The organism is Brevibacillus sp. DP1.3A (assembly GCF_013284245.2).
GTDB lineage: Bacteria > Bacillota > Bacilli > Brevibacillales > Brevibacillaceae > Brevibacillus.
The window spans coordinates 3279633-3299541 of the sequence record NZ_CP085876.1; the positions used below are offsets into that span (position 1 = coordinate 3279633).

Annotated in this window: 16 protein-coding genes; 12 read left to right on the forward strand and 4 right to left on the reverse strand. The window is 44.3% G+C overall.

Annotated elements, in window-relative coordinates; all coding sequences use genetic code 11:
- Positions 1–16: 16 nt before the first annotated feature.
- From HP399_RS15380 to HP399_RS15400, 5 genes are all read left to right on the forward strand, one after another.
- Positions 17–892, forward strand: a complete 876-nt coding sequence (locus HP399_RS15380) for a hypothetical protein (protein WP_173619367.1) — start codon at positions 17–19, stop codon at positions 890–892.
- A gap of 99 nt (positions 893–991) precedes the next feature.
- Positions 992–1753: a CsxC family protein gene (locus HP399_RS15385; protein WP_173619366.1), complete on the forward strand. Its 762-nt coding sequence runs from the start codon at positions 992–994 to the stop codon at positions 1751–1753.
- 759 nt (positions 1754–2512) lie between these two features.
- Positions 2513–5026: a hypothetical protein gene (locus HP399_RS15390; protein WP_173619365.1), complete on the forward strand. Its 2514-nt coding sequence runs from the start codon at positions 2513–2515 to the stop codon at positions 5024–5026.
- 172 nt (positions 5027–5198) lie between these two features.
- Positions 5199–6398, forward strand: coding sequence for an MFS transporter (locus HP399_RS15395; protein WP_173619364.1), 1200 nt, complete (start codon positions 5199–5201; stop codon positions 6396–6398).
- A 77-nt stretch (positions 6399–6475) separates the two neighbouring features.
- Entirely contained in the window at positions 6476–6841 is a 366-nt protein-coding gene (locus HP399_RS15400; RefSeq protein WP_173619363.1) for a MerR family transcriptional regulator, read from the forward strand.
- A gap of 47 nt (positions 6842–6888) precedes the next feature.
- Here HP399_RS15400 and HP399_RS15405 read toward each other — a convergent pair whose 3' ends face one another.
- Positions 6889–7647 (reverse strand): SDR family oxidoreductase, encoded by a 759-nt coding sequence (locus tag HP399_RS15405; protein WP_173619362.1) that lies wholly within the window; start codon positions 7645–7647, stop codon positions 6889–6891.
- 259 nt (positions 7648–7906) lie between these two features.
- Between HP399_RS15405 and HP399_RS15410 the strand changes: the two genes are divergently transcribed.
- The 6 genes from HP399_RS15410 (at position 7907) to HP399_RS15435 (ending at position 13938) form a co-directional block, all read left to right on the forward strand.
- Positions 7907–8071: a hypothetical protein gene (locus HP399_RS15410; protein WP_173619361.1), complete on the forward strand. Its 165-nt coding sequence runs from the start codon at positions 7907–7909 to the stop codon at positions 8069–8071.
- Between the two features lie 378 nt (positions 8072–8449).
- Positions 8450–10765, forward strand: coding sequence for a peptidase G2 autoproteolytic cleavage domain-containing protein (locus HP399_RS15415; protein WP_173619360.1), 2316 nt, complete (start codon positions 8450–8452; stop codon positions 10763–10765).
- A 28-nt stretch (positions 10766–10793) separates the two neighbouring features.
- Positions 10794–10991, forward strand: a complete 198-nt coding sequence (locus HP399_RS15420) for a hypothetical protein (RefSeq protein WP_173619359.1) — start codon at positions 10794–10796, stop codon at positions 10989–10991.
- A 355-nt stretch (positions 10992–11346) separates the two neighbouring features.
- Positions 11347–11805, forward strand: a complete 459-nt coding sequence (locus HP399_RS15425; RefSeq protein ID WP_173619358.1) for a DUF2628 domain-containing protein — start codon at positions 11347–11349, stop codon at positions 11803–11805.
- A gap of 511 nt (positions 11806–12316) precedes the next feature.
- A complete protein-coding gene (locus HP399_RS15430) occupies positions 12317–12958 on the forward strand; it encodes a hypothetical protein (protein WP_173619357.1) in 642 nt (213 codons plus the stop codon).
- 44 nt (positions 12959–13002) lie between these two features.
- Entirely contained in the window at positions 13003–13938 is a 936-nt protein-coding gene (locus HP399_RS15435; protein WP_173619356.1) for a DUF4261 domain-containing protein, read from the forward strand.
- Positions 13939–14072: 134 nt separating this feature from the next.
- Here the strand turns inward: HP399_RS15435 and HP399_RS15440 are convergent, their stop codons facing one another.
- The 3 genes from HP399_RS15440 to HP399_RS15450 form a co-directional block, all read right to left on the reverse strand.
- Complete coding sequence (locus HP399_RS15440; protein ID WP_173619355.1) at positions 14073–15305, reverse strand: hypothetical protein; 1233 nt, start codon at positions 15303–15305, stop codon at positions 14073–14075.
- 481 nt (positions 15306–15786) lie between these two features.
- The gene (locus tag HP399_RS15445) at positions 15787–16818 is read right to left on the reverse strand and encodes a YkvI family membrane protein (protein ID WP_173619354.1); all 1032 of its coding nucleotides are present in this window, start codon (positions 16816–16818) and stop codon (positions 15787–15789) included.
- A 156-nt stretch (positions 16819–16974) separates the two neighbouring features.
- Positions 16975–18369 (reverse strand): hypothetical protein, encoded by a 1395-nt coding sequence (locus tag HP399_RS15450; RefSeq protein WP_173619353.1) that lies wholly within the window; start codon positions 18367–18369, stop codon positions 16975–16977.
- A gap of 235 nt (positions 18370–18604) precedes the next feature.
- On the opposite strand from HP399_RS15450, the gene HP399_RS15455 reads away from it, so the two are divergent.
- Entirely contained in the window at positions 18605–19906 is a 1302-nt protein-coding gene (locus HP399_RS15455) for an AAA family ATPase (RefSeq protein WP_173619352.1), read from the forward strand.
- Positions 19907–19909: the final 3 nt, after the last annotated feature.

A 19909-nucleotide genomic window follows, 5' to 3' on the forward strand; every position in this document is an offset into this window, starting at 1 on the left:
AGGGAGGAGTATTTAAATGGAATGGAGTGAGGACATGCCGAACGACAAAAAAAATCCTAAGAATAGAAGACCAATTCTTAACCAGCGCGGCGCTTTGCAAAAGTCGAGAGCATCACTTCCGCTCCTCTTTGTCGCACCGAAGGAACAGAAGCAACTTCAGGAAGCTGCCGTGGATAAGCAGAAAGTGTATCGCTCCAAGAAACCAAAGCGGAAACGAAACCAGGCACCTCAGGCTCCGGTGAATCAGACAGCTACCGAACAACTCTCTCCGCAGTCCGTTGCTCCCACCTCCATGGATGCCAAGGATATTACGCAAGAAAACAACAGTGCTCAAGAAGAACTGATTCAAGCAAAAGTAGTCTACGTGGAACGTACGGGTCAATCGTTCATGCAAGTTGCTTTCCTAGAAGAAATTTGGGAAGTAGAGTGGGTCCATTCCTTATGTGTGCCTTGGAAGCTTGATTGGAAAGAGGTGGAATACCAAAGTAAGATCGATGTTCAGCACGTTCGCCACGATGATAGCAAAAAAATTGTTTGGCTGTCAGGTGAGTTGGAAATCAAGGGTTTGGGAGTCATTGTCCATTCGGAAAAATTAGAGCATGAAACGATTCGTATTCCATTTAACTCGACAGTATTACGACCATCCTTACCGATAGCAAATGTAGGAACAAACGCAATTCTCCTCACAGCACCAGCTTGTCCGATGAATAGATGGGTAGAGACAGGGGACTGGCAAATCAACATCACGGCAGATCCACTTACTCATTCGCAATCAGGATGGAAGGAGTTCAGCGGCTTAGCAACCATTAGCGGTCGTGTATGGTGGTATCGGAAGCAGCTGGTTCCCGTTCCGCCTCCATACATAACGAAAAAGGTAAACAGTCTTTTCTAGAAAAAAGGGCAGATAACGCTTGGCATCAGCCAAGTCGTTATTGAATCTAGTCCATATAATGTAAAGAGAGTTAGGTGGCTGATAAAGGAGAGAGTAAAAATGGGTATACATGGCGATGGCTGTAAATGTGGCCAAACTCAAGTTACGAAAAATAGCTGCACGGTAGAAAACGCACGTATGTTCGGAATGGCTTCAACCGAAACCACTTTTCCTAGAACGATTAAAGTACCTGTAACGTTGGCAGAAACGGCTGCTGTCGTATGTGTGGAGGCTAATGTCCATTTGGAGAGGCCTGCACTGGAGATCATTCGGGTATTAAAGAGTGTCATTCTAGAGCAATGTGAGCTAGTTCCCACATTCAGCCCGTTGTCTGCAAAGTTGTTTGTCAGTGGTTTTATTCGGAAACATATCGAGTACACCACAGTCGATCAAGTAACGGGAACTGCTGTATGCGGTGATGTACGACATACAACGGCGCTGATACCATTCGATTTCTGTACGGATCTGACCTTTCCGGCTACAGGACCGACTTTGCAACTGGCCCCAGATTTCGAGTCACACGGCGAATATTTGAATAAATCGGGTCATGCGGCAAAGATTAACGTAGGTTTGTTCGGCAACCGAAAAGTTTACAACGAGAGACCGTTTTGTGAGCTGTTATTCGCGGAATTCACCGAATTAGACATCGGTTTGGAAAGTAAGCGTTGCAAAGACACAACCAAAACATTCTCGACCGTCCGTGAAAAAATCGTCCTGCGCATTGGTCTGAAGGTTTTGCAAGATCAACAAGTTCCGATTCCAACAACACCACCACCAAAACCGACATTTCCGCCACCTTGTCCTCCTAAGAAAAAATGGTAGTACACAACAACACAAAATCTATGAGACTGTCCAGAAGCGAAACTGCACTGGATTGTCTCTTTTTTTATTCAAATTGAAGAAAGCGATTACACAATACAGCTTGGGACTGATAGAAAATACATCTTTGGAACAAATTGCTTTTACCGTAACCTTTGCACAATGGGTGTCAGAAAACAGGCAGCGCTTTATTCAACCTCTATTTCGTTCTTGGAACCAAGAACGAAATAGAGGTTTCGGCTTCCGACAAGGGTTGTCAAACAGACAATCCTTTTTTCTGATTGACTCTGTACGTAACTACAGCCTTTATCATAACGATTGAGGAGGAAAATATGGATGGGTTGACCATAAAGCGTTATGCTGTTCCAAATGCGAGGTCGTCATACATAACAAGCTGGAACAGAGCGTCGAAGGCGAATTTGAAGAGAAAACGAAGGCATATGGGATTGAAGCATTGCCAGCGGTGATGATGGATGGAAAAGTAGTCGATATGGCAAGAGTGAATGCGGGGCTCAAAACATATAAAAGATAGCCCTACACCTTGCAAAAGCAAGTTAGGTGAAGGCTATCTTTTTTTCAGAACTTCGTGCTGATGTCGCTCACTTGGAAGTAGCAAAATTTGAAAGGAGAAATGAACATGACAATACGAGGGGGGAATAGATATAACGCCTAAATTTGGAAAATTAACAATTTTATGAGCTTTCATCTTATACATTTAATTATATAATTACATAAAAACCAAATGTTACCAGGAGGGGTTTTATGAAAAAATTCTCATTTTTTCTTCTTATTATCATATTTTTCACATCTATCTTTATAACTCCAGATCTTACCTATGCCAAACAATTGCCTATAGCTCAAAACAATATTACAAAATTGGTTATTCATTCTTCAATCAACAAACTTACGATTCGAGGCACTCCTAATGCTAGCTCTATAGATGCTAATTTAACAACTATAAATAATCTTGATAATATAGACTTTAACTTAACTCAGGATAAGGATATCGCATATTTATCAATAAATCGAAAAGTTGATAAAAAAGAAATAATAGATTTATTAGTTACTTTGCCGCCTAGCTTACATATCGAAATTATTGATAAAAAAAGCATCCTGGAATTATATGATCTTTCTGGAGAAATATCTATTACTGATAATGAAGAAGACATTTATATTGAAAATACAAGTAATTTATCAATAAAAGACAAATCAGGGAATATAAAAGTCAATAATAGTAACCTCTTGGATGCTCCAAGCTCAAATCAAATAGTAGATATAGAGGATGGCTCTGGTAGTATTGACTTAAGAAATATTAATAGTTCCATAAAAATAGTAGATAGATCCGGCGATGTTCTTGTTAACAGAGTCCATGGTAATGTTGAGATTACAAATGATGCTGGTAATATAGATGTTAATAATGTGAAACAAAAAGTCATTATTGATGATGGATCCGGTGATATAAATGTAGAAAGAGTTGGGGACTTAATTCTTAAAGAAACTGGATCTGGAAACATAACCTATGATAAAGAACTACCTATCTCTTCCCCCTCCCTTAGACTTAGTTCAATGAGTAATAGGTATGAGGGCATTTATATACAAAAAGATGGTGGTGAAAAAACGCCATTTCATTCACCATCACCAATTGATATAGAACCGAATTCAAACGTAGTAATTTCTATTTCAAACTATAAAAATTCAACATTTGATAATTTTCATTTTGATACAGACTCAAGTTCACTTATCCCTAGTTTAATTAGAAATATAGGGGAAGGCGCCTCAGTTACTATAAATATTGATAATAGCGCCAATGTAGAACTTTTAAATACTCTTATTGTAGGAGAAAAAAACTACGATGAAAATGATAATATTATTGAAGATACATCTTCTATAGAGCCAGCTTTTATTAAAGATTTAATAATTGGGACGATTGCTTCTAAAAGTAGTGTAAACGTAAATATCAATAATTCAGCAAATGTTACTTTAGCTAATAATGACTCTACATTACATATTGGGGGTGGAAGTTTGATTGAAAGTGTTATAAACGTACTTTCTGATTCAGGTTCCACAACTATTAACTCTGAAGAGATTAATGTGAATATTTCGAATAGCGCTAACATCAAATCAAAATCAGGTACAGATATGGGAATAGTTAGAATATATAAAGGGCAATTCATTAATGAAATTATCGATGGAAGAGTGATTTCGAATAGTAAAATAAATCTCAATATTGAAAAATCTAGTAACGTATCATCAAAATCAATTACCATTATTGATGGTGAATTAATCGATGAATTAATTGACTCTGAAGACATTAACTCTAGTGCAATTGAAGTGAAATTTGTTGATACTGGAAACGTTAATGCACTGACTAAGGTAGAAGTAAAAGATGGTGAACTTATTGATGAACTACTTGATATGGAGAATATTTACACTTCAACTATAAATGTGAATTTGTTAAGGACTTCAAATGTTACTAGTCCCATATTATCTGTTTATGAAGGTGAGTTAATTGATGAAACCTTAGATGGTGAGGGATATTATACTTCAAATATTCTAATAGATTTTAATGATTCTTCAAATTTTTATGGAAAACAGTTGTTTATTGAAGAAGGTGAACTAGTTGACGAGGTAATCGATAGTGAAATTTCTAATGCTTCTACAATAAAAATAAATCTGAACAATACTAGTAATATAGATTGTGAAGAATTAAAAATTATCGAAGGGGAACTTATTGATGAAACGGTGGATATTGAGGATGATTTTACCCATACAGTTATGGATCTTACCATGACCTCATCAGCTAAGGTTTCTGGAAATAAACTTGAAATTATTGGTGGCGAATTAGTTGATGAGATAGTAGATGCAGCTAATGGTATACGAAGTAGCGTTAATATTTCGATAAATGATACAGGAAATTTTGACAAAAAGGGGTCTCAACTTAGCGAGGTTCTCATAACAGATGGTGAATTAATGGATGAAATTTTAGATGTAAGTGAGTCTATTTCTATATCAACTGGAAATGTAAATATTGAATCAACAGGAAATGTCACTTCTGATAAAGTTATCCTTACAGCTAGCCAATTAATGGATGAAATAGTTGATGGACCTTATGTCGGGGGAAGTACGCTTAATGTAAATGCTACCAATTCAGCTAACGCAAAGACACCTTCGTTAACCCTTCTAGGTGATAGTATTTTACTACCTCCCATTGATATTGATTCTATAGAACGATCAAATATTATGTATCATGTAAAAAATTCTGGAGTTCACATATAATCCTCTCCCATCAAGGCACTCGGTTTATTATTCAATTACCTTATTGATCCAGCGGGAGCGACAAACAAAATCCGTTTCGGGGCATAAACTCTCCGTTCTTAGGTAGTAGCGTTCACGCATTTCTTTTACGATTTTTATAAAAAGCGTGCGCTTGGAAGGAGAAGGATGTGCGATGTTTCGAATCCGTTTCAGTATATTTTTGAGTGTATTTGTCGCGATGGTGGGGTTGATGATTATTGCCCCCGTAATGCCGCCGCTTATCCGTGAATTAGGACTCAGTGAAATTCACTCTGGCATCATTATTTCACTCGGTTCTATTGCAATGGCTGTGATGGCACCTGTCTGGGGGCGGTTAAGCGATCTGAAAGGAAGGAAAGCCGTCATTGTCATTGGTTTCCTCGGTATGTTTGTGAGTTATGTCTTGTTCACAGCGACCATGTATGCAGGATTATCGCAGGGAATAAGCGGTGGGCTTCTTATTGTATTGCTTATTGTGGCACGCGGATTGATCGGTATGTTTATCCCGGCAGTTCCATCTGCCGCGCAGGCGTATATAGCGGATGTAACGAGCGAAAATGGTAGAGCGGCAGGAATGGCCTTAATCGGTGCAGCCAATGGGATGGGTCTCGTTCTGGGTCCAGCGATTGCTGCAGCCTTTGCGCTGATCGGTCTGATTTGGCCGTTATACATTGGTGCACTGTTGCCGCTAGTCGCATTAGGCATCGTGTGCTTCTTGATTCCGGCTCAAAAACCCATTATTCACGAAAAACCTCCCAAGGTGAATCCTTTTCAAAAAGGTCTCCCCTTATATTTGTTTGCCGGTTTGGCAACCATGCTCAGCATTATCACATTACAAGTCGTTGGAGGATTTTATTTTCAGGATCAGCTGTCTTTGACAACAAAGGAAACCGCCAGAATGTTATCAGTAGGACTTATGATTTCTGGCGTAGCGATGATTGTCACACAAGGACTGCAAATGAAAAATCCAAAATGGCAACCAAGATCGCTCATTCTTTTTGGGGCGGTGCTTTTAATAATCAGTTTGTCTCTCTTTCTTTTCTTCATCAATGTGATCGTCTATTACGTGGCATTTTTCTTGTTTGGTGTTGGAGCTGGGCTCATGATGCCAGGGTTTATGGCAGGGGCTTCCCTTGCCGTTGCGCGTGAACAGCAAGGAGGCGTTGCGGGACTTGTGGCATCGGTCCAAGGAATTTCCGCTGTAATCGCACCGATTCTCAGCACAAGTCTTTACCAGCTGAATAAGTATCTGCCTTTTGCCGTAGTCGCATTAATTGTGATGCTGATGGGGGCGACATTGCTTTTCGTCAAAAGCAGGTCAAAAATCAACGAAAATACAATCATGGATTCGTAATCAAAAACGATATGGATACCCTGACATTCTGGCATATAATTGGGATAGCATTCTCATACAGGGAGGTCCTTTGCTGCGTGAAAATAAGCGAATTATCCCAATTAACCAATGTCAGTACCCGGTCGATCCGCCATTATGAAGAAAAGGGCTTGCTACAGGCAGAACGACTGGAAAATGATTACCGCCATTTCAATGAATCGGCAGTCAAGCGCGTCAAGATGATTCAACTGTACTTGAAGCTGGGGTTAACGGCGGATGAAATCAGAACCTTGTTCAGAGGGGAAGTTGCATCTCCCGACGATTACGAATATTGCGAGGAAATGCTGGCGACTTACGAACAAAAGCTCAGCAGAGCAAACGAACAGATTGAGGCACTTCAGGAGTGGAAGAAAACGCTAGAGAGGCAAATATCAATGACACGTGGTAAAAAGGTTACGAGCTAGTTCATAGTCACGGCCCCGAAGCGATCAGTTGCTCCGGGGCCGTCTTTTTACAAGGAATGCAAGTTCTGACCGATACCACCATCCACAGTTAGCCGCGCACCAGTCGTAAAGGTAGCCTCAAAGGCGAGGAAAAGCACCGCTTTCGCCACTTCTTCTGATGAACCATGACGTTTCATTGGTGTAACCTTATCGCCAAGCTCTTGGAAAGTAGCGCGTTCTGCATCCGTGAAACCGGCAACTCCCATGGAAGGCGTATCAATGAAACCGGGACTTACGACATTGACGCGAACACCCTTGTCTAGCAGCTCGACCGCAAACACGGAGGCCAAGGAACGCAATGCCGCTTTGGATGCACTGTATACGCTCATGCCGGGGTATCCGCCTTCATCTGCTACGGAAGATGTAAATACGATCGAACCTCCTTCATGAATGAGCGGCGCCAATCGCTGAACGGTGAAAAATGCCCCTTTCGTATTTATCTCAAAAATCCGATCGTAGGTCTCCTCAGTAACTTCCAAAAACGGTTCCAGAATGGAAGTACCTGCATTCACATGGAGAAAATCGATCTTGCCAAAATGCTTTTCAACATAATCTCCGAATGCTTGCACATCCTTCATGCTCGATACATCAGACACCACAACATGTGCCCGTTCGCCCAGCTCACGCTTTGCTTCTTCTGCATTTTTCAGATTGCGACCAGAGACGATAACCTCGGCGCCGCCTGCCAGCAATGCTTTTGCCACTGCCAAGCCCATACCATGTGTACCTCCAGTTACGACTGCTTTTTTCCCTGTATAGTTGTTCATTTTTGTTCCTCCTTGAGTGAATGAGTTATCTTTCTGCATGTAGTCTAAACGTTCACGCTAATGTGAAGGTCAAGGAAAAAAAGAGCGTTTCACTCGTCGGCTGTAATTGACATTATCTGGAGTAGCTCTTTCATTAAATTTGACCTACCGTCAGTCATTAAGGTTGTTTGCATTGACCGGCTCTTTGAATCATCTGCTAACGACTTCAAAGGCTCCTCATTTTGTGCAAATGCATGCAGGGCCGATAGAAGAGGATATTTTGAAAAAGTTTGTATCTGAGAACCATCTTGTCCAGGAACACCGGATTGCAGAAGTCGTTGGCATTGATGACTCGAATGCATACTTGGGAACGAAAAAGAAGTCTTGCTTTATTTCTATTTCGGCATTCCCGACAATGGAGACTTTATGGGTGAAGCCAAAATAATCGTAGATGGACGAGAAATATATCAGTTAAACGAACAATCTGTTGCGTCCATTTTGTGTAATGTCCCAGGACCAGCTTAGAGTTATGCGGTTGTCTCCAATTTTGGAAGACTAGAGGAGCTATCGACTTTCCTACGATGATTAGGAGAATGTCCAACGAAGAAAGTGAGATTTGGCGTGCGTATTTAACTTCATCACGACGCCACCGCGGACGATGCAAACACTTCGACTCAATGGTATCAGCATCGAGTTAGCGGGAGGGGTTGTTTCGTTCGTCTTACGGAAAAATTCCACCCTTATCCATCGTTAAGCCGACCAGTCCACCCTTCTTCTCATGGCATACGATACCATAACTGTTTAGTAGAGGGGAGGGTATCGTATGCCAAATGGTTGCAACGAAATCGCAAGCGGGCTGTGTTCCGAAGCGGAAGGAATAAGCACAGTCGCGAGTGGTGAAGGCTCCCACGCCGAGGGAGTCAACACCACAGCCAGCGGTAAAGGATCGCATGCGGAAGGATTCAAAACTACGGCAAGCAATTTCGCAGCTCATGCAGAAGGGATCGGAGGAACGGCAAGCGGACTAGCGGCTCATGCGGAAGGATTCAACACGACAGCAAGTGGAGATGAGTCGCATGCGGAAGGGAAAGGGACGATCGCAAGCGGACTGATTTCTCATACAGAGGGGCTCCTAACAACAGCAACTCAACTGGCTGCCCATGCGGAAGGGATATCCACCGCGGCGAGTGGACGCGCTTCACATGCAGAAGGTGAAGGAAACACCGCTAGTGGAAGCGCTTCCCACGTAGAGGGCGGTGGTGTAGATCAATTGGGTAATCCTGCTCCTAACCTAGCAAGTGGTCAAAGTGCTCATGCAGAAGGGGTTGGAACAATCGCAAGTGGGTTTGCGTCTCATGCCGAAGGAGGAACTTTAAGTATCTTATCGAGGCCAGGCCCACAGGCGTTAGGGGATTTTTCCCATGCGGAGGGTCGTGAGACAGAAGCCAGCGGAGATGCATCCCATTCGGAGGGTGCTCGGGCAATTGCTAGTGGATTTGCATCCCATGCCGAGGGGCTTTTTACAGTGGCGAGCGGAAATTTTTCTCACGCAGAGGGTTCTAATACAGAGGCCATTGGATTAGGATCCCATGCGGAGGGTTCTGGTACAGAGGCGAGTGGATTTGCATCCCATGCAGAGGGCTCTGTGACAGAGGCCAGTGGAATAGCATCCCATGCGGAGGGCGTGACTACTGAGGCGAGTGGATTTGCGTCGCATGCCGAGGGTGTTTCTACAAATGCTAGCGGATTTGCGTCGCATGCAGAGGGGAATTTCGCAGATGCCATAGGTTTTTTTTCTCATGCGGAAGGTGATGGGACAGATGCTATTGGAAATGCGTCCCATGCTGAGGGTTCTGGTACAGTGGCGAGCGGAAATTTTTCCCATACGGAGGGTTTTCATACAAATGCCAGTGGAATTGCATCGCATGCGGAGGGTGTTTCTACAAATGCCACTGGATTTGCGTCCCATGCGGAGGGTAATTTTACAAATGCCACAGGATTTTCGGCCCATGCAGAGGGGAATTTTGCAGATGCCATCGGCAGTTTTTCTCATGCAGAGGGTGATGGGACAGATGCCACTGGAGTTGCGTCCCATGCAGAGGGTTCTGGCACAGTGGCCAGTGGAAATTTGTCGCATGCGGAGGGTTTTCATTCAAATGCCATTGGATTTGCGTCCCATGCGGAGGGGAATTTCGCAGATGCCATCGGGAATTTTTCCCATGCAGAGGGTGATGGGACAGATGCCACTGGAGTTGCGTCCCACGCGGAGGGTTCTGGTACAGTGGCAAGTGGAGAGGTGTCGCATACGGAGGGTTTTCATACACTGGCCAGTGCATTTGCGTCCCATGCGGAGGGTGTTAACACCCTTGCGGATGGAAACTTCTCCCATACAGAAGGTTTGGGCACATGCGCTGGCACACTTGGGGGAGTGCATGTGATGGGGGTAAACGGTGCTCCCAACCCTGCAGCGGGAGATTTGCCATTTTCCTGGTACCTCGTTAATGGAGCAGCTCCGTGTGACCCTGCAGGAGTCGTAGCCAAAATATTAAATAACGGCAGTGCGTGTTTCGACTCGACCGTTACGGCTTCGGCATTCAACGTAGGCGCTTGCGATTTTGCCGAGATGTTTGAGACGGCGGATGGCCAGCCGATTGATGTAGGTTATTTTGTAAGCTTTGAAGAAGAAAGTGAGACAATCCGGAAAGCCACTTCCAACGACGATTATATTCTAGGAGTGACCAGCTCCAATCCGGCAATTTTGGCGGATGTGGAAGATCCGGGGTGCAGCAAGTTCGTACTCGATGAATGGAGTCGGATCCAATACCACGAGGTTGTGATTCCGGCAGTAACCGATCAGGAAGGTAATATCATCATACCCGAACGAACAGAGCAGAGACCCAAAATCAATCCGTATTGGGATCCGAACCGGAAGTGTAAAACACGGAAAGAACTGCCCAACTGGGTGGCTATCGGTCTTATCGGAAAACTGCTTCTTCGCGACGATGGAACGTGCCGGGCGGGGGGATATTGCAAGCCGAACGACGAAGGAATGGCGACGGCATCGAGTACAGGTTATCGGGTAATGAAACGAACAGGAAAGAATCAAATCTTGATATTGTTTAATGGGAACAGAGTATAGAAGTATATTCTGAAAGGGGGATAGAAAAATGAGTTCTCAAGAGAGACGCTTAGAACGGATTGAGAAGAAAAAAGAGAAGATCTCCAAAATGGAAGCAAGGCTGGGAGTGATTTCTGAACCTTTGAGGGAGCAACAGATGAAGACGATCGATTTGATAAAGAGCAGTATCGAAATAATCGAGAATGACATTCGCAACACAGAATATCGTTGGTATTCCAAAAATTGAACGATAGCAGATTGATGACTGGATTCATACATCTCTTCCTCTCCAAAGATTTTGCCGGTAACCTCTAATTACTGCTTGTAGTTCCATAACATTACCAGTGATGCGAGATATAAATGGTGCGACTCCTTAATGAAAAGAGGTCAACTAGTAAAACTGGCTGACCTCTAATACGAATGGTTCGATATCGAATGGCTTGGTTACTTTTGGTATAATTAGAGAGGGTTAGGGCTTGGGGATTCGACTACTTGAAAAAGTAAGAACGAGAAGGTACGCGCCCAGCAAAGCTCGAAAAAGGGTAAGGAACTAATAGAAAAATAGATACTAGTTACAGATAAATAGTTTTGGGGGAGAAAGCTTGGAGACACATCTTACCTTGAATTTCTTGTCCGCCTATGTCCACCATCATAAATACTATTTGGAGGCTTGGCGGACAAAAGGACTCTCATGGAATTGGGGAGCAGCACTTTTTGGCGTAGCATGGTTTGCCTATCGGAAGATGTATGGATGGGCGACCGTTATTTATTTGGTGAACCTCTTTGTGGGTTTTGCCTTGGGTGCCATGGCACTCGATGATGCTACTTTTAATGAAGTGTACCTACTCTTTGCATTATTTCAACGCGTGCTGTTTGGACTGATTTGCAATTTTTTATACTATGTTTCGGCTGTTCGTAAAATAAAAAAAGCTCACAGTAAAAATGCCATGCTTGATTTAGAAGATACAAGAAAGCTTGGTGGCGTTAGTGTTCGCGGCGTAGTAGTGGTTGTGTTGGTCAATATTGGCTTTAGTCTGCTAGATTTACTACTCACATCGTGAAGAGAAGTTCCTCATTTGGGGAGGGGAAATCATGGGAGTAGCATATAAGTTGCATTGTGAATGTTGCTCATACAAGCTAATTGTATACGTGGGCGTTGGGTTCAGATATAGTTATTTGAACGAAATCGAAGAATGGTTCGAAGATCAAGCTGGCAAGGAGCGAATCCGAGAATTTATGAAGGACGATCATACAAAGTATAACTGCTTCCATGGTCTATATGCTTGCGAAAAATGCAAATACCTGCTAAATGCCCACTATTTGCACTTGCAGTCGGACACTGATTCGTATATACAAAGCTATGATTGTCCACGATGTTCAGAGAAAATGCCATCTATACCGATTGACAAGGAGCTGGATCACGGGTATTCGCCGACTTGTCCTGAATGCGGGGAGGAAAAGTTGTCCGTGGAAGGTTTTTTGGATTGGGATTAGGGGGAGAATCATTTGATTTGTTTGGGGCAGCAATTTGCTGCGATGAACCAGATATTTAAATCGTAAAGGTGGATGCAAATGAAAAGGTGGCCAAAGACTTTCCTACAACCTGAAGCATTAAAACAGCGTCTGCATATCCTGAGCGCTCTGGATATCGTATTGTGTCAAGAGGAATGGCTACGCAGATATCAGTTCGAGCCACAATGGGATGAAAACACAGCATTCGCGAGCATTAACAACGGAGCAGGCGACGATCTTTACATCCTGTTCACCCCCGAGGGCGTTATTGTAAAAGGGTTTGATCATGAATCGGAAATGAGTCCTCATGCCAGGGAAGAATACGAGGTTTGGCCTGGCATCTATGAGCAAGTCCCTCCCGCTTTGCTTCATCGACTGGATGACGAAGCGTTGACCAGGGAGGACGTTACATTTTGCTTATGGCGAGAATCTACTGATCACGTGTGGAAAACGGGAGACATACATAATCCGCAAGGGCTAGATGATGGATCAGATTTTTTGCTTGGAATGATATATAACAGTTCAGAAGACTATGTTGAGTGGGCAGAGGACTACTACGAGGTGAATGTCCCGCTTGATGTAGTTGGTTACGCGTTTGAAAATACTTCCATTACCAAAGAAATGATGATGGAGCTCAATCCGGAAGTTGATCTGGAAATGGCGATGAAGGAGCTTCAAGAGATCGGATTTACAGTTACGTAAAGTACGCCATGACTCATAAAAAACAATGGAAAGAAGATGACGAGATGCCAAAAGGTATGTATTCTCAAGGAGTTGCCGTCCTGCTGTCAACGGCGGTTCCGATTCACAAAATAGCAGATATGCTCAAGGATCAATTCGAAATTGCCAACATCATGGAAACGTTCGATCAATGGGTGTTCAGCGGCCCTAGCTTGCTTATTCCATACCGTCCAGAAGTAAACGGATATATTCAGGTCGATGTCGTGGATAAGCCTTGGCCGGATAGTATGGGAGACCCGGCAGAAGATACGATGCTGTTCGGCGCTTGGTCGATGGGCTTTTTCGGACCGTTTACATTCTCGAATAGCCTGGAGCGGGCAGCTCAGCAGTCGTGGGGATATCCCGAAGGGCGGCAAGCCGCATCCGAGCACGGAGCGTTTATCCGTATTCGCTCTTCTTTCGTGTTGGGAGAGTCAAACGATCAGGCTCCTGTACTGCCTGAGGATTATGAAGCGCTCCCGGAGTTGACGACTGTCACTGCCATTGCTGAGTCGCTGTTGAAAATGCCAGAAGCTCTTTGCTTTTTTAATCCGAATGGGGAGTGCCTCGCGTCTGGCGAGCTGATGCAAGAGCTGAGTCTACGCTATGAGCAAATACAGCTCCTTCCATTGGAGCTGTGGTCCAATGTCCGGTTGTTCAATCTTCCAGAAGGATGGCTCTTGATGGATACCGTCGGCATGCAGCAGTTGGATGTGATCGATCATGAGGCGGTATTTAATGGGGATGCCTACGATCCGAATGAGGTCGCGAGTTTCCTGCGTAATATATCGAACTATGTATACGAGAATGGTCCTGTTATTAATGACGGAGATACAACCGATGGTCCGGGTGAAGAAATTTGGAAGTGTGTCTTGTTGGAGGAAGGGTTGGCAAGCCCTCCGCGTGATGTGCTTCGCTGGTATCCATTGGATGGAAGGGAAAAGCCTGCGGGATTGGAATAATTGCGTTATCACTTGGGAGACCAAGGGAACTTTGATAGGAAAAGCACGACCATACCCCTTGTTTAACAGGGCATTGTCGTGCTTTTATTCGTTAGATTGAGTATTTTAGAGAAGCCAGGCTCACTGGTACCTACTTATTTGATAATCTCCTCATAGATCAGTTTGCCGTCATGCGTATACACGCCGATCTTTTTAGTCCCTGAGATGGTGTACTCGATGGCGACTGTCTCATTCGTAGGAGTGATCAGCAATTGATGTGGAAAATTGAAGCTTTGATTGTTAGCCGTGTTCGCAATGATCTGGGTATCGGTATGGAACAACTGTCCCGTCTGCTTGAGCTCTTTTATTTGTTCTGGCTTATTTAGCACATATTGTTGCGGTGTGACGACTTTATCTGCCGCATTAATTTTGGTAAAGGTATATTGCTTGTTGGTTTTCGTCACAGCCAGAAAGTGACCATCAGATGTTGGGCGGATAAACGCATACTTTTTGGAAACAATGAGTCCCTTTTTATTCATCAGCACATAAAATTCTTCGTTCCCCAGCTTGCCTGAGACAACGAATGCTCCACTGTGCATATTCGATTCGACTTTATAGTTACGGGAAGGTTTCAGCATAATTTTGCCTTCATTGCTTATAAAATGCGTCTGACCATTTATTTTCACACGATGCCAGCCTTCACCATACCCGAAATATTCATCAAAAAATGGCTTGCTGAGTATTTTTCCATGAATATTTCTCATGCCCATCTTGTAGTATTCGTCCCCTTTTGCGTCTTTTACCATTTCACCATAGGGCAAGTAATACGGATCAAACGTTTTCGTAGTCGGTTCGGCTAAGTAGAATGGATGATCCGCGTCCGGAAACTTCTTGGTAATTTTCCCTGTTTTGGCATTGTACAGATACGGCAGGTTTCCCGGATAATCCGTGCCCGTAAACCATTCCCCATGTATCTGCTTGAAAGCAACATCGCAACAGGTACCCATCGGTGAAACTTTGCCCTGCTTATCGTAGACCAAATATTCCCTATGCTTAAAAAAGCTGCCATTATAAAAATAACCGTACCCATTTCGGAGCGGGTACACTTCACTTTTATAAGCGAGGTAATTGCTTTTTATTACTTTTCCAGACGGTGAAACCAATGACATGGTGTAAGTCTTTGGAGGTGAATCGTGCTTATAAAGTGGTTGCTTCGTGAAAAGAAAGAATGGCTCTGTCAAATGAGACGGGATTTGCAGGTTTTGATACACCACTGGTAATTGCGGTGGATTTAATGGGTCTTCCTGCTCTTCGGCCTTGATTGGCGAGGTAGAGACGAAGGTGAGGAACAGTGCGAGCAAGGTTTTTAACAGGGTAGAAAATTTCATGATAGGAATTCCTTTCTAGTACGTTGATGAGGTTAGTCTGACAATATGACGGTTTAATCATGACAAATGTTACCATTCGTTTGAAAATAAAGTAAAATCCGCGGTTTATTGTTGGGTACTATGTTTATGGAAGGTGCTCTCGCTGATTGGTTCGACATCATCATTCACACATACAAGATTACGCCCGCTCAAGTGCTAGAGTAGTGAACAATTGATCATTTGATAGTAAAAAGCCGACTGCTTCACGGAGGAGAGTCGGCTTATAAGTATAGGTACATATGTGAATGACTGTTGAGAAACGCGTTCGGGATTTATTCCGAACTATATAGAAAAATATTTTGAAATCGTTCGTAAATATTGAGCCCTTATCTCACTTTGTTAAAAAATTCTCGGGGGTAATACTTTTTGTTATCGTAAACATCTCTCCTAAACACGAACAATATGTGATCTTGATCTTGCTTTGAAGAGTGGTCGTCCGTTTTTAAAATCTATGTCGAGGAATAGTCCCTGGAACCGAAATCCGACAAAGCGTTGACAACCCCAAATACCCAAACAACGGATACAAAAACATGAGCAACTGACTATACCCAATCAGGCACAATACGAAAGAAGTCGAGAATAAATACAAGTAAAGCCGCGATTCCGGAACGTCCAATAATTCACGCAGCTGCTGACCAATCCCGAACACGTTCGAAATCAGTGTGGTAAAAATCTCGGAATAGAGTACGAAAACAAAGAACAGCTGGAGCCACTCGTTCCATTGGTCCGTTACAAAAAGAATCGGGATATTCATGAGACGGACATCGTCCCAGTTGGCCAACATGGCAGTATGGACGACGAGGAGCATGAATCCAAGCACGACCCCGCCAATGACGGCTGCCCGAAACAAAACGACCTTGTCGCGGATCGCATAGCCGATCGGGATGAGAACGGACTGGGCCATGGCCAGATTAAAGGACACGTATAAGACTGTTTTCCATAAGAAGGAATAATCAGCTGGGGGTGAAAGAGGCATGGGGGATTCTGCGGTGCCATCCAACAAAATGAGCAAAGCGAACAATAACATGGACGGAACGACAATCGCATTCACGACGAGTAGTTGCTCCAACCCTTTTCGCAGAAGCAACAGAGCGAACAAAACGGTGGCTGTGGTCCCGACCAAATACGGAATGTCAAACTGCTCCTCCAAGACCGAACCCGCTCCTGCCAGCATGACAGTCGTTACGCCAAAAAGGGTGAGAAAGACCAAAATATTCATCGCACGACCGATCATCGGTCCAAAAAGTTTTTGATTAAAGGATTCATAGGAGGGTGTGCGCAAATGATGAGCAATTAGCATCATCTTGTAGCCCAGCCAAACAAAAAGAGATGTGGCGAGCAGGATGCCGATTGTTCCGGCATGACCGTAGGCAGTGAAAAACGCGAGAATTTCTTGACCACTCGCAAACCCGGCACCTACGACTGTTCCAATGTACGTTGCTGCGACCTGGATACTTTTTCCCCACAACTTCATACTGGTTTTTTCCTTTCCCATCCAAATAGATGCTAGTACAAGTGTATGAGTCTCGGAGAAAAACAGAATGAGAAAACTCGTCTATCTCTTAACCTAACCTAGAAAAAAAGCGAATGGCACGGTGACCATTCGCTTTTTCGTATAGATACCGACATTTTATAGAAGAAACATCGCCACGATTGTCGTCACCAAAAGTCCGATCGCCACGGGATACAGATTTCGTCTCGCCAGCTCAAATGGGTCTACCCCGCAAATTGCCGCAGCAGGAATCAATGCCCAAGGAATGATCGTTCCACCGCCGACCCAGATGGCGGCAATTTGTCCTAGCGCTGTTAACGTAGCCGCACCAGCACCCAAAGCAGTTGCGAATAGTTGAGCCAAAGAGCCAGCCAGTGTAATACCCGAGAACCCTGAGCCATCCAGTCCTGTAATGACCCCTACTGCGGATACAGTAAGAGCAGCTACTTCCTTGTTAATGGGTATCGTCTGTGCAAGCGCCACGCCGAGGTCGTTCACGATTCCGTGTGAACCCTGCGGCAGGACCTCCCCAAACACCTTGATAAACCCACTGTCCCCCATATAAAAGAAAGCAGCAATCGGGATGACCGGACCAAATACTTTAAAGCCGAACTGAAAGCCTTGGATGAGATGTGTGGTTACTTGTTCGAGACCACTTTGCTTGTGCGCGAGCATCGTTGCAATGATAAGAATGAGCAAGGCGGTTCCGCCTACAAGCGCCGTTGCATCGCCTCCGCGCAAATCAAAAGCAAACATGGCCACGACATCGAGGATAAATAATATCGGTACGAGTCCAGCTAACGTACGACGCACGCCATCTGACAATGGGACTCGTGCGGAAGTAAAAACATCATCGGGTATGACTGTCTCTTTGGGAGACGCAAGCACGCCGAGCTTCATGTCCTTTTTCAAATACCAAAATGCGATTGCGGTTGTCACGACGCCCATAATGATAACGAGAGGGACACTGGCCGAAATCACGTCTGAGACAGGAATTCCTGCGGCTTTGGCCGTTAAAGTGGGAGCCCCTTGAATAATATAATCGCCGGACAGTGCAATTCCGTGTCCAAACAAGTTCATCGAAACGGCGACACCCATCGCCGGCAGGCCAGCGCGCAATGCCACGGGTAACATGACAGCACCGATCAATGCGACAGCTGGAGAAGGCCAGAAAAACCAGGAAATGCCCATCATGACGATCCCGATCACCCAATAAGCCAATGTAGGATTTCGAACCAAATGGGTCATCGGCCGAATCATCGTTTCATTTACGCCCGTATCCGTCAAAACGTGACTCATGGCCACGATGATACAGATAACTAAAATCGTCGGCAATAGCTCTGTGATCGCGTAGATGAAGCTGCCGAATATTCCGCCGACGGCAGTTGTCACAGACCCTGTCGCGACGAAACCAAGGATTGCTATACCCACGATACTGATCAAACTCGTATCTTTTCGCAAAACCATCACGAGAATAATGCCGATCACGAACAAAACGTACACACCATGTATCCACAAAAGCTCGATTCCCATGTCGCACCCTCCTTTTTCGTTACTCCGATGTAAGTACCTTGATGTCACAACATATGCGAAAAATAGGCCATGGGTGAACGCACACCCTAGAGAGGACGAGTGGGATCAACTGGAAAACTGGCATTTTTGTCCATGATATGCCACTATTAATGAATGACGAATATTTGGGTTCCAAGCAAGAGAGGGGGATCGGCACATCGACGTTCTTAACCAGTCCGTCGTGCAGCCAACTACGATGAATTCGACTACACCCATCCAACGTAAAATGGACCAGGCAATTGAGCTTTTGGAACGTCGTTTCCTGGAAAGAAGTGAATTGATTCGCCTTTTAATGCTTGGCATCATGAGCGGGGAAAATGCTTTGTTAATCGGTCCGCCGGGAACAGCCAAGTCTCAGCTAGCACGATCTGTTTCTCAGCTTTTCGGATCGGAACATTGGTTCGAGTATTTGCTTACCCGTTTTACGACTCCCGATGAGATATTCGGTCCAGTCTCTCTTCAACAATTGAAGCTAGATCAATACGTACGAAAAACAACAGGCTATTTACCCAACGCTCAGTTTGCGTTTTTGGATGAAATTTTCAAAGCGAACAGCGCGATTCTGAATGCGTTGCTTTCTATATTGAACGAACGAATTTATTTTAATGGCAGAGAAAAAGAGGAGGTTCCGTTGCAGTTCTTAATCGCTGCATCGAATGAACTTCCCGATGACGATGATCAATTGACCGCTCTTTATGACCGCTTCTTGTTCCGCTATGAGGTTCACTATTTGAAGCATGCTGCAAGCTATGAGCGCATGTTTTCATTGCCAACGACGCCACTTCCTGTTGTGTTCTCTCTGTATGACGTGAAGGATATTCAAGCGGCAGCGAAGCAAGTGGTCATTCCAGAAACCATTATTTATTTCTTATATCGTCTAAAACAAGACCTGGAAGCAAAAGAGTATGTGCTCTCCGACCGTCGTTGGAGCAAAATCGCGCATGTATGGCGTACTTCTGCTGCCTTGCACGGACGTGAGCAGGTGACAATCTGGGACACGGTTTTTACTCCGCATATGTTGTGGAATGTTCCTGAGGACTTGATGGTCATGCAAGAAGCGTTTGAACAGCAATTTACGGAAATGCTGAAGAATGATATGGAGAATGAATTGCCACTCCAGCGCTTCGGACAAATTGCAGATAAATGGAAGGAAAAAGAATCGGAGCTGCATGCCTTCCAGTTTAAAAAAGAAGTGGGCGCAAAGCTGGGCAAGGAGGCGATGGAACGCAATGTCCGGTTGTTGGAGGAGAGTCGGGATGAGGTGGAAGAGACGGCGCGAGACTTGCGTAATCGTCTCATTCAGTGGGAGAAGCGGGAGCACGATTTGCATGCCTATGTCCTAGAAAAAAACCGCTTGATTCCGCATGCAGAAAAATACGCGGTCAAATATTCATACCTGCGAATTGAAGGCGAACGGATTTTGCAGCAGCTACAGCGCACGTATCGGACGATTTTTGACAAGGAAATCCCCGGGGCGGATTATGATTTTACGTTGTAGGGG

Bases quoted from the DNA above. Each gene is read 5' to 3' on its own strand.
- HP399_RS15395 (WP_173619364.1), top strand. From the start codon at position 5,199: ATGTTTCGAATCCGTTTCAGTATATTTTTGAGTGTATTTGTCGCGATG.
- HP399_RS15390 (WP_173619365.1), top strand. From the start codon at position 2,513: ATGAAAAAATTCTCATTTTTTCTTCTTATTATCATATTTTTCACATCT.
- HP399_RS15405 (WP_173619362.1), bottom strand. From the start codon at position 7,647: ATGAACAACTATACAGGGAAAAAAGCAGTCGTAACTGGAGGTACACAT.
- HP399_RS15455 (WP_173619352.1), top strand. From the start codon at position 18,605: ATGAATTCGACTACACCCATCCAACGTAAAATGGACCAGGCAATTGAG.
- HP399_RS15380 (WP_173619367.1), top strand. From the start codon at position 17: ATGGAATGGAGTGAGGACATGCCGAACGACAAAAAAAATCCTAAGAAT.
- HP399_RS15440 (WP_173619355.1), bottom strand. From the start codon at position 15,305: ATGAAATTTTCTACCCTGTTAAAAACCTTGCTCGCACTGTTCCTCACC.
- HP399_RS15435 (WP_173619356.1), top strand. From the start codon at position 13,003: ATGCCAAAAGGTATGTATTCTCAAGGAGTTGCCGTCCTGCTGTCAACG.
- HP399_RS15445 (WP_173619354.1), bottom strand. From the start codon at position 16,818: ATGAAGTTGTGGGGAAAAAGTATCCAGGTCGCAGCAACGTACATTGGA.
- HP399_RS15385 (WP_173619366.1), top strand. From the start codon at position 992: ATGGGTATACATGGCGATGGCTGTAAATGTGGCCAAACTCAAGTTACG.
- HP399_RS15450 (WP_173619353.1), bottom strand. From the start codon at position 18,369: ATGGGAATCGAGCTTTTGTGGATACATGGTGTGTACGTTTTGTTCGTG.
- HP399_RS15430 (WP_173619357.1), top strand. From the start codon at position 12,317: ATGAAAAGGTGGCCAAAGACTTTCCTACAACCTGAAGCATTAAAACAG.
- HP399_RS15420 (WP_173619359.1), top strand. From the start codon at position 10,794: ATGAGTTCTCAAGAGAGACGCTTAGAACGGATTGAGAAGAAAAAAGAG.
- HP399_RS15415 (WP_173619360.1), top strand. From the start codon at position 8,450: ATGCCAAATGGTTGCAACGAAATCGCAAGCGGGCTGTGTTCCGAAGCG.